We start from the raw sequence: 8,581 nt of genomic DNA on the forward strand, positions 1-8,581 counted from the left end.
GGCACGATCATCCCCATCCACCGCGACAACGGGGCTGCGAGCTCGTCCGGCGGGGCCGGGGCCGCTGGGTCCGGCTCGTGGGCTGCGCTCGACGGCTTCTGGGCTGCGCTCGACGCCGTCCCGGTGGCGGAGGACGCCGAGGCCCTGTACGACGTGTCGACCGCGGCGGGCCGACTGCGACGCGAGAACCTGTCCCGCTACCTGGCGCACGTCGGACCCACGGCGGACACCGTCCTGGTCGCCGAGGCCCCGGGCTGGCGGGGCATGACCAACACCGGCATCCCGTTCACGAGCATGCGGGAGCTCGGGTCGCTCGGGTTCGACGTGCTCGAGCCCGAGGAGCCGACCGCACCGTGGGAGGCCTCGTCCCGTGTGGTGCAGGCGGCGCTCCGGGACTGGTGGGGGCCGTTGCCGCTGACGTGGGCGATCTTCCCGCACCACCCGTTCGTGGCGCCGGACCGGCTGACGAACCGGACCCCACGGCCGGCCGAGGTGCGGGCGGGGGCACCGGTCGCGCTGGCGCTGCTCGATGCGCTCGGCGGCGGCGGTACCGGTGCTGTGGACGCGACCGGTGCGGGTGCCGCGCGGCCGGGGCTGCGGCCCGTCCGGGTCGTCGCGGTCGGACGGAAGGCGCAGGGGGCGCTCGCGCTCGCGGGCATCGACGCGGTGGCCGTGCGACACCCGGCCCAGGGCGGAGCGGCGCAGTTCACCGAGCAGGTGCGCGCGCTGCAACGGTAGCTGACCCCCGGGCGGACCTGCGGGGGCGCTTCGCACAACGGGAAGCACCTCGCGCCACGTCCTTCCGTGGTGCGAGGTGCCTTCGGTTGTGCGCGAGCACGCCGCACCGCGCTGGATCACCGCGCGCGGTGCGTCGGACCGTCAGGCGGAGCGGACGTCGACGCCCTTCGCCGCGAGGCGCTCGGCGACGTGCGCGGGCAACGGTGCCGCGGCGTACACGACCGCGAGTTCCGGGAGGTCGAGCACGTCGTCCCAGTTCTGCGGGTCGAAGCGGTCGTCGGAGCCCTCCCACCCGGGGTGCACGTCCTGCAGCACCTCGAGGTCGGAGTCGACGGTCAGCTCCACCACCATCGCGAGCTGCGACGGCAGCAGGTCGATGTCGTCGTAGTACTCCCGCGCCCGGTCGTCCTGGCCCTCGACGTCGAGGTCCTCGTCGGACACCTCGTCGTCCGCGCCGGAGTACGGCTCGATCACGTCGAGGTCGTAGCAGAGGACGTCGAGCACCAGCAGCTTCGCGTTGAAGTCGGCGAACTCGACGGGCTCTTCGGTGGTCTCGGAATCCTCGTACATGCGTCGGAGCGTAGCGATGCCACCCGAGTGCGTCCGCACCGGCCAGGGCACAGCCGTGTTGCGGTCTTCGGGGAGGTTCCTGTGAAACCGGACAGCGACGTGTCCCCCGGGGTCAGGCTGACGGGCATGGCCACCACCGAGACGGACCGCCCCACGCAGCAGCCGACGGAGCTGCGCCGGGTCATCGGTCCCAAGCTGCTGTTGCTCTTCATCGTCGGCGACATCCTGGGCACGGGCGTCTACGCGCTCACCGGGCAGGTCGCGGCCGAGGTCGGCGGGGCAGCGTGGCTCCCCTTCCTCATCGCGTTCGCGGTCGCGCTCCTCACGGCGTTCTCGTACCTGGAGCTCGTCACGAAGTACCCGCAGACGGCCGGGGCGGCGCTCTACGTGCACAAGGCCTTCGGCATCCACTTCGTCACGTTCATCGTCACGTTCATCGTGATGTGCTCCGGCATCACCTCGGCGTCGACGGCGTCCCGCGCGTTCGCTGCGAACCTCGGCGCGGGCTTCGGTCTCGAGCTGCCGAACGCCGTCGTGATGCTCATCGCGATGGGCTTCATGCTCGCGGTGATGGCGGTGAACTTCCGCGGCGTCAGCGAGAGCGTGAAGACCAACGTCGTCCTGACCCTCGTCGAGCTGTCCGGCCTGGTGATGGTGATCCTCATCGGGTTCTGGGCGATCGCCGGCGGCAATGCGGACTTCTCCCGCGTCGTGATGTTCGACACCCCCGAGGACAAGACCCTGCTGCTCTCGGTGTCGACCGCGACCTCGCTGGCGTTCTTCGCGATGGTCGGGTTCGAGGACTCGGTGAACATGGCCGAGGAGACGAAGGACCCCTCCCGCATCTTCCCGAAGGTGATGCTCACCGGGCTCGGGATCGCCGCCGTGATCTACGTGCTGGTGTCCATCTGCGCCGTCGCCGTCGTGCCGATCGGTGAGCTGGCCGGCAACGAGACCCCGCTCGTCACGGTCGTGCAGACCGCGGCGCCGGACTTCCCGATCGCCGACCTGCTGCCGTTCATCTCGATGTTCGCGGTCGCGAACACCGCGCTCATCAACATGATGATGGCGTCGCGGCTGCTGTACGGCATGAGCAAGCAAGGCGTGCTGCCGGGCTTCCTCGGCCGGGTGTCCCCGGCGCGCCGCACTCCGTCGACCGCGATCGTCTTCACCACGCTCATCTCGCTCGCGCTCATCGGCTGGGTCTCGCTCGACCCCGACTCCCCCATCGTCGTGGTCCTCGGTGGCACCACCTCGCTCCTGCTCCTGTCCGTGTTCGCCGTGGTGAACGCCGCCGTCCTCGTGCTCCGGCGCGACCAGGTGGACCACAAGCACTTCCGTGCCGGGGTCGTCGTGCCGGTGATCGGCGTCGTGACCTGCCTGTGGCTCGTCATGCCGTTCTCGTCCGGCCGCGACCCGCAGCAGTACCAGATCGCCGGTGCCCTGCTGGCGCTCGGCGTCCTGCTCTGGATCGTCACGTGGCTGACCCACGGTCGCAAGCACCCGGAGAAGGCCCCCACCGGCCTGGTCACCGAGCCGACCGCGGTCGTCCGGCCGGGAACCGGGACCGCCGGACACAGCGCTCACCACGGCGGCCACGGCGGCGGGGACCTCAACGGCTCCGACCCGCACGGCACCGGCGACCCGCACGGCACCGGCGACCAGCACGGCACCGGCGACCAGCACGGCACCGGGGACCAGCACGGCGCGGGCTCGCGCGGCCCCGGTCGAGACGACGACCGGACGTCGTGATGGACGCCTCCGAGGTGATCTTCGCCGTCGCAATCGGCTCGATCGTGGTGTGTTCCCTCGCCGCCGCCGGGGTCTTCGGTCGTCGGGAGCGCTGACCGGGAGCCGACGGCAGCCACCGCCCTGCCCCTCGTCCGGGCGGTGGTGCTTCCCAGCGGGTGACCGTAGGGTCGCTGTGCCTGACAGCCCGTCGACCACCCGCACGAGAGGACCCGCATGCGCCGCGCTGGCATCACGATCGCCTCGGTCTTCGGCGCCGGCGTCGTGGCGGCCGTGATCGGTGTGATCGTCGTGGTCGTCATCGCCGTGCACTCCCTCACCGGTGCAGCGAAGTCCGTCGAGGCAGCCCCGGCGTGCCCGGACGTGCCGACGAAGACCGTCGGCGGCATCGCGGTGCCGGCCGGACCGATCGCCGGGTTCTGCCAGGACCGACTCGTCAACGCCGCATCCGTGATCCAGGCCGCCCAGGCCCAGGGCATCGGCCCCCACACGCAGGCGGTCGGGGTGATGACGGCGATCGGTGAGTCGAGCCTGGTGAACCTCGACCACGGTGACACCGCCGGTCCGGACAGCCGCGGACTGTTCCAGCAGCGGGACAACGGCGCGTGGGGCACCTACGAGCAGCGGATGGACCCGTACACGGCGGCGACGATGTTCTACACGAAGCTCGTCAAGGTGCCCGGCTGGAAGACGATGACGCCGACGCAGATGGCGCACGCCGTGCAGATCAACTCGGACCCGGACCACTACGCGAAGTTCTGGCCCGAGGCGAAGACCATCGTCGAGGGCCTCACCGGCCAGACCGTCCCGGACACCGCCCCGCAGGGTTGACCACCGAGCGGACGCCGAGCGCGTCCGCACGGCTGGTTCCCGAGCGGACGCCGAGCGCGTCCGCACGGCTGGCCCCCGAGCGGACGCCGAGCGCGTCAGCAGGGCTGACGGCCGGACGTGCGCCGACCCACGAGCGGAGGCTGACCGCGCCCGCCGGGGTGAGCGCCAGACCGATGCCTTCCCCCGAGTGCGTCCGATGACCGCGCTCACGCCGACTCCGGCAACTCGGCGTCGTGCAGCTCGATCATCGACGCGCCCCCGGTGTGCACGACGACCTGCCCGCGGAGCCGGACGGACCGTTCCGCGAACGCACACGCACAGGCGTCCACCCACTCCCAGTCGACCGGGAACAGCCGCGACTCCCCCGGGCGCTCCCAGACCACGACCACCTCGACCGCGGTGGTGTCCGCGCAGACCTCGGCGACGAGGGTGGCGAAGTCCTCGACGTGCTCGTCGGGCTCCCACGGCAGGTCGGACACCGGCAGCAGGAACGGCACCGGCAGCGCCCGTGCGTCGAGGAACAGCACCCAGCACTGTCGTCGGAGCGGCTTGCCCACCACCCCCTCGACGAGGGCGACCACGTCGGCGTCGGTACGGGCGGGGGTGGCGAAGAGGCGGTCGAGTTCGTCTGTTCCGGTCATGCCACGAGCCTCCCGTGGCGGGTCGCTCCGTCGTGGCCGCGCCCACGAACCTGTGGACAGCGCGGACTGCTGACCGCCCTGTGCAGGAACGAGCACCGATCGCGCCGCACAACAGAAAGCAGCTCGCGCCACGAGATTCCGTGGCGCGAGCTGCTTTCCCTTGTGCGAGAGACCCCGCGGCCGCCGCCAAGCCGCCCCGCAGCCCCGCCTCAGCGCGACCGGCGCCCGGCGCCCCCGCGCGTCGACCAGAGCGCCCACGCGATGAGCACCGGCTGCCCGAACAGCCGGGCGACGCGCTTCTCGTCGGTGTCGAGCCCGAACGCGTCGCGCCGGTTGACCCACTGCGCGATGTTGCCCGGGAAGATCGCCGTGAAGAACAGCGCCGCGATGTTCCCGACCGTCCGGCGACGCGCCCGGGGTGCGAGCAGGAGCGCGCTGCCGAGCCCGATCTCGGCGACACCCGAGGCGAGCACCGTGGTGTCGACGTCGAGCGGCACGAAGTCCGGGACCTGTGCGCGGAAGTCACGGCGGGCGAAGGTGAGGTGGCTCGTCCCCGCGAAGACGAGCGCGAGGCCGAGGAGGACCCGGAAGAAGGAACGCATGCCTCCATGCTGCTCCTCCGACCGGCCGGTTCGCCAACCGCCACCCCGGTGCGGCCCGACCACCGCGACGGACACCGGCGTGTCCCCTCGGTAGGTTCGAGCCATGGGAGCTGCGACGCGCGACCACGAGCCGCCCGCCGCCCCGGCCACCGCGGCCGTGCTCCTCGCCCCGTTGTCGCTGTGGATGGGGATCATCGTGCCCGCCGCCGGCATGGGGAGGCACGTGTTCCTCGGCCTCGTGTTCGGGCTCGTGTGCGTCCTGAGCGGGGTCCGGGCGCTCCGCATCGCCGGCCGCCGCCGTGCGGTCCGCGTGTGGGCCTGGGTCGGGATGCTCCTCGGGGCCGCGGGGCTCGCGATGCTCGCCTGGCAGTTGCTCACCTTCGCGACCGACGGCGCGTTCCCGCCGCCGTTCTGGTCCCCCTACGCGCGACGCTGACGACCGTCGGGCCACGGGACACGATGGGGAGGCGCACCCGACGCCCGCCCCGCCGCGCCCGCGAGCAGACCACGGGACGGGAGGCGCGCCACCCGCCCGCCGCTCCGGTCACGCCGACGGACGGTCAGGCCGGAGGCACGCGACCGGCGCCCAGCGCCGCCCGAGCGAGCAGACGAGCGGTCGGGAGGCGCGGCGACGGTCCGCCACGTCACGGACGCGGGCGGACGGTGCGGACGCACCGCGCGCCTCCCAGCACGCCACGTCGCGGAGGTGAGCCGACAGGCGGGCGCGAGCCGCGCCTCCAGGCACGCCACGTCGCGGAGGTGAGCCGACCGGCGGGCGCGAGCCGCGCCTCCAGGCCGGTCACGTGACCGACGCGGGCCGACCGGAGGAGGCGTGACGCGCCTCCCGGCGTCCTCCGATCGGACGACGCCCGTCACCAGCCGAAGGTGCCGGCCCCGCCCTTGAACGGCCCGACGATCGCCGAGGTGATCCACCCGCCGTAGAAGTCGCCCTCCTGCGCCCGGACGACCTCGCCACCGACCTCGCACGAGTCCATCGCCGACGGGTAGATCGCGACGCGGTCCCGCAGCTCCTCGTACCCCGGCTCCGGCGTCGGGTAGTTCCACGCGGCACGCGGCGCGACGACCCCGTCGCCGCCGACCACGTCGAAGTAGCGCGCACGCCCCTTGAACTCGCACATGCTCGACCCCGCGGCCGGGCGCAGGTCCATGCCCGCCATCGGCAGGTAGTACACCGGCGGGTGCGAGGTCTCGAGCACCCGCACGGCGTCGGTCGTGTCCGCCACGACCGCACCGCCGAGCCGGACCACCACGCGCTCGCGGACCGCCTCGACGGCGGGCGGGCGAGGGTAGTCCCAGACGGACTCCTGACCGGGACCGGGGACGACTCGTTCGGGGCGACGCATGACCCGGGTCTACCACCGTCGCCGTCGGAGGAGCAGAGTGGTCGGGTGACGACGACGACGCAGGGAATCTTCCGACGGAAGCCGATCGACGCGATCGACGACGAGGCGGGCGAGGGCGAGGGCGGCCTGAAACGCCACCTCGGCCTCTGGCAGCTCACCGCGATCGGCATCGGCGGCATCATCGGCGCGGGCATCTTCACCCTCGCCGGCACGGTCGCGAACGGGGTGGCCGGGCCGGCCGTGCTCATCAGCTTCCTGGTCGCAGGGGTCGCGAGCGCCGCGGCCGCGCTGTCCTACGCCGAGTTCGCGGGGATGATCCCGAAGGCCGGCAGTGCCTACACGTACGGGTACGCCGTGCTCGGCGAGGTCGTGGCGTGGTTCATCGGCTGGGACCTGCTGCTCGAGTACACCGCGATCGTGGCGGTGGTCGCGATCGGCATCTCCGGCTACGTCGGCTTCCTGGTCGGGCAGTTCGGCGTCGACCTGCCCGCGTGGATGCTCGGGGCGCCCGGCACCGGCGACGGGCACGTGGTCGACGTGTTCGCGATCCTGCTCTGCCTGCTCACCGCGTTCGTGCTCACCCGCGGCATCCGCAGCGCCGCCCGCTTCGAGTTCGTCGCGGTCGGCATCAAGGTCGCGCTCGTGGTGCTCATCGTCGTGCTCGGGGTGTTCCACATCAACAGCGCCAACTACGACCCGTACTTCCCGTTCGGGTTCGGCGGCGTGATGACCGGTGCCGCGACCGTGTTCTTCGCCGTGTTCGGCTACGACGCCATGTCGACCGCGGCCGAGGAGTCCGTCGATGCCCGCAAGCACATGCCGAAGGCGATCCTGCTGTCCCTCGGCATCGCGATGGTCCTGTACGTCCTGGCGACCCTCGTGCTCACCGGCATGCAGAAGTACACCGACATCGACCCGGCCTCGGGCTTCTCGTCGGCGTTCGCGTCGGTCGGGCTCGGCGGCGTCGCGAACGTCATCGCGATCGGGGCCATCGTCGGCATCGTGACCGTGCTCGTGACGTTCATGCTCGGCGCCTCACGCGTCTGGTTCTCGATGAGCCGCGACGGCCTCATGCCGAAGTGGTTCGCCAAGACCGACCCGAAGCGACACGTCCCCACCCGCGTCACGTGGATCCTCGGCGGGGCGTCGGCCGTCCTCGCCGGCGTGCTGCCGATCGGCATCGTCGCCGAGCTGACGAACATCGGCATCCTGCTCGCGTTCGTGGTGGTCTGCTCGGCGGTGATCGTGCTGCGCTACCGGCAGCCCGACCTCGACCGGCAGTTCCGGCTCCCGTTCATGCCCGTCGTCCCGGCCATCGGCGTCATCGCGTCGCTGTGGCTCGTCACGTTCCTGCAGTGGGAGACGTGGGTGCGGTTCGCCGTGTGGTTCGCGATCGGGCTCGGGGTGTACTTCGGGTACTCGAGGCGGCACAGTGCGCTGGCGCGGACGGCGGCGGAGCCGACCACCGACCGGTAGTCGATCGGGGACCCTGGGCCGGCCGGTCCGGAGCTTCCGGCCACAGCTGCACACGTAGAGGGCGGGCCAGCGGAGTGATCCGCCGGCCCGCCCCCTATGTGCACCCGTGGGTCAGTGGATCCGCAGCTGCGCCACCATCGGGCACGCGAACGGGTCGCGGGCGGCGAGGCCGACACGGTTGAGGTACCGCACGACGATCCCGTAGGACCGCAGCAACGTCGTCTCGGTGTACGGCACGTCCAACGTGTCGCAGTGGTCCCGGACCAGCAGCCGCGCCTGCTTCAACGCGGGCCGCGGCATCGACGGGAACAGGTGGTGCTCGACCTGGTAGTTCAACCCACCCATCAGGAACGACACCCACCAACCCCCACGGATGTTGCGGGACGTGCGGACCTGACGGGAGAAGAAGTCGACCTTCGCGTCGTGCGCGATCGTGGGCATGCCCTTGTGGTTCGGCGCGAACGAGGCACCCATCATCACCCCGAACACCGCGAGCTGGACCCCGAGGAACGCACACGCCATCCCGAACGGCAGGAACCAGAACACCACCGTCAGGTAGATCGCGAACCGCGCCGCCAGCAGCACCCCCTCCAGCACCCGGCCCTTCGTG

General features: G+C 71.9%; 10 protein-coding genes. 5 read left to right on the forward strand and 5 right to left on the reverse strand.

Features of this window, described 5'->3' with window-relative positions; genetic code table 11:
- The first annotated feature begins 6 nt into the window (after positions 1-6).
- On the forward strand, positions 7-738 hold the full coding sequence (locus tag BEP24_RS15035) for a uracil-DNA glycosylase (RefSeq protein WP_253181722.1): 732 nt from the start codon (positions 7-9) through the stop codon (positions 736-738).
- A 141-nt stretch (positions 739-879) separates the two neighbouring features.
- Here the strand turns inward: BEP24_RS15035 and BEP24_RS15040 are convergent, their stop codons facing one another.
- Positions 880-1,308, reverse strand: a complete 429-nt coding sequence (locus tag BEP24_RS15040; RefSeq protein ID WP_065964778.1) for a hypothetical protein — start codon at positions 1,306-1,308, stop codon at positions 880-882.
- A 126-nt stretch (positions 1,309-1,434) separates the two neighbouring features.
- Here BEP24_RS15040 and BEP24_RS15045 point away from each other — a divergent pair, with 126 nt between their 5' ends.
- Positions 1,435-3,060: an APC family permease gene (locus BEP24_RS15045; RefSeq protein WP_253181721.1), complete on the forward strand. Its 1,626-nt coding sequence runs from the start codon at positions 1,435-1,437 to the stop codon at positions 3,058-3,060.
- A 213-nt stretch (positions 3,061-3,273) separates the two neighbouring features.
- Positions 3,274-3,888 carry a hypothetical protein gene (locus tag BEP24_RS15050; RefSeq protein WP_065964779.1) on the forward strand — a complete coding sequence of 205 codons (615 nt, stop codon included), beginning with the start codon at positions 3,274-3,276 and terminating at the stop codon, positions 3,886-3,888.
- A 206-nt stretch (positions 3,889-4,094) separates the two neighbouring features.
- Here the strand turns inward: BEP24_RS15050 and BEP24_RS15055 are convergent, their stop codons facing one another.
- Both BEP24_RS15055 and BEP24_RS15060 read right to left on the reverse strand, forming a co-directional pair.
- A complete protein-coding gene (locus BEP24_RS15055) occupies positions 4,095-4,529 on the reverse strand; it encodes a hypothetical protein (RefSeq protein ID WP_065964780.1) in 435 nt (144 codons plus the stop codon).
- Between the two features lie 209 nt (positions 4,530-4,738).
- Positions 4,739-5,131 (reverse strand): hypothetical protein, encoded by a 393-nt coding sequence (locus tag BEP24_RS15060; RefSeq protein WP_065964781.1) that lies wholly within the window; start codon positions 5,129-5,131, stop codon positions 4,739-4,741.
- Between the two features lie 103 nt (positions 5,132-5,234).
- Between BEP24_RS15060 and BEP24_RS15065 the strand changes: the two genes are divergently transcribed.
- Positions 5,235-5,567 (forward strand): hypothetical protein, encoded by a 333-nt coding sequence (locus BEP24_RS15065; RefSeq protein ID WP_065964782.1) that lies wholly within the window; start codon positions 5,235-5,237, stop codon positions 5,565-5,567.
- Between the two features lie 436 nt (positions 5,568-6,003).
- On the opposite strand, the gene BEP24_RS15070 is transcribed toward BEP24_RS15065, so the two are convergent.
- The gene (locus tag BEP24_RS15070) at positions 6,004-6,495 is read right to left on the reverse strand and encodes a DUF427 domain-containing protein (RefSeq protein ID WP_065964783.1); all 492 of its coding nucleotides are present in this window, start codon (positions 6,493-6,495) and stop codon (positions 6,004-6,006) included.
- A gap of 45 nt (positions 6,496-6,540) precedes the next feature.
- On the opposite strand from BEP24_RS15070, the gene BEP24_RS15075 reads away from it, so the two are divergent.
- Complete coding sequence (locus tag BEP24_RS15075) at positions 6,541-7,971, forward strand: amino acid permease (RefSeq protein ID WP_065964785.1); 1,431 nt, start codon at positions 6,541-6,543, stop codon at positions 7,969-7,971.
- 111 nt (positions 7,972-8,082) lie between these two features.
- On the opposite strand, the gene BEP24_RS15080 is transcribed toward BEP24_RS15075, so the two are convergent.
- On the reverse strand, positions 8,083-8,581 hold a 499-nt coding region (locus BEP24_RS15080), incomplete at its 5' end, for a fatty acid desaturase (protein ID WP_171898839.1).

The sequence above is a fragment of the Curtobacterium sp. UCD-KPL2560 genome (assembly GCF_001705035.1).
GTDB lineage: Bacteria > Actinomycetota > Actinomycetes > Actinomycetales > Microbacteriaceae > Curtobacterium.

Coding starts and splice junctions, on each gene's coding strand:
- BEP24_RS15040 (WP_065964778.1), bottom strand. CDS start 1,308: ATGTACGAGGATTCCGAGACCACCGAAGAGCCCGTCGAGTTCGCCGAC.
- BEP24_RS15045 (WP_253181721.1), top strand. CDS start 1,435: ATGGCCACCACCGAGACGGACCGCCCCACGCAGCAGCCGACGGAGCTG.
- BEP24_RS15050 (WP_065964779.1), top strand. CDS start 3,274: ATGCGCCGCGCTGGCATCACGATCGCCTCGGTCTTCGGCGCCGGCGTC.
- BEP24_RS15055 (WP_065964780.1), bottom strand. CDS start 4,529: ATGACCGGAACAGACGAACTCGACCGCCTCTTCGCCACCCCCGCCCGT.
- BEP24_RS15060 (WP_065964781.1), bottom strand. CDS start 5,131: ATGCGTTCCTTCTTCCGGGTCCTCCTCGGCCTCGCGCTCGTCTTCGCG.
- BEP24_RS15065 (WP_065964782.1), top strand. CDS start 5,235: ATGGGAGCTGCGACGCGCGACCACGAGCCGCCCGCCGCCCCGGCCACC.
- BEP24_RS15070 (WP_065964783.1), bottom strand. CDS start 6,495: ATGCGTCGCCCCGAACGAGTCGTCCCCGGTCCCGGTCAGGAGTCCGTC.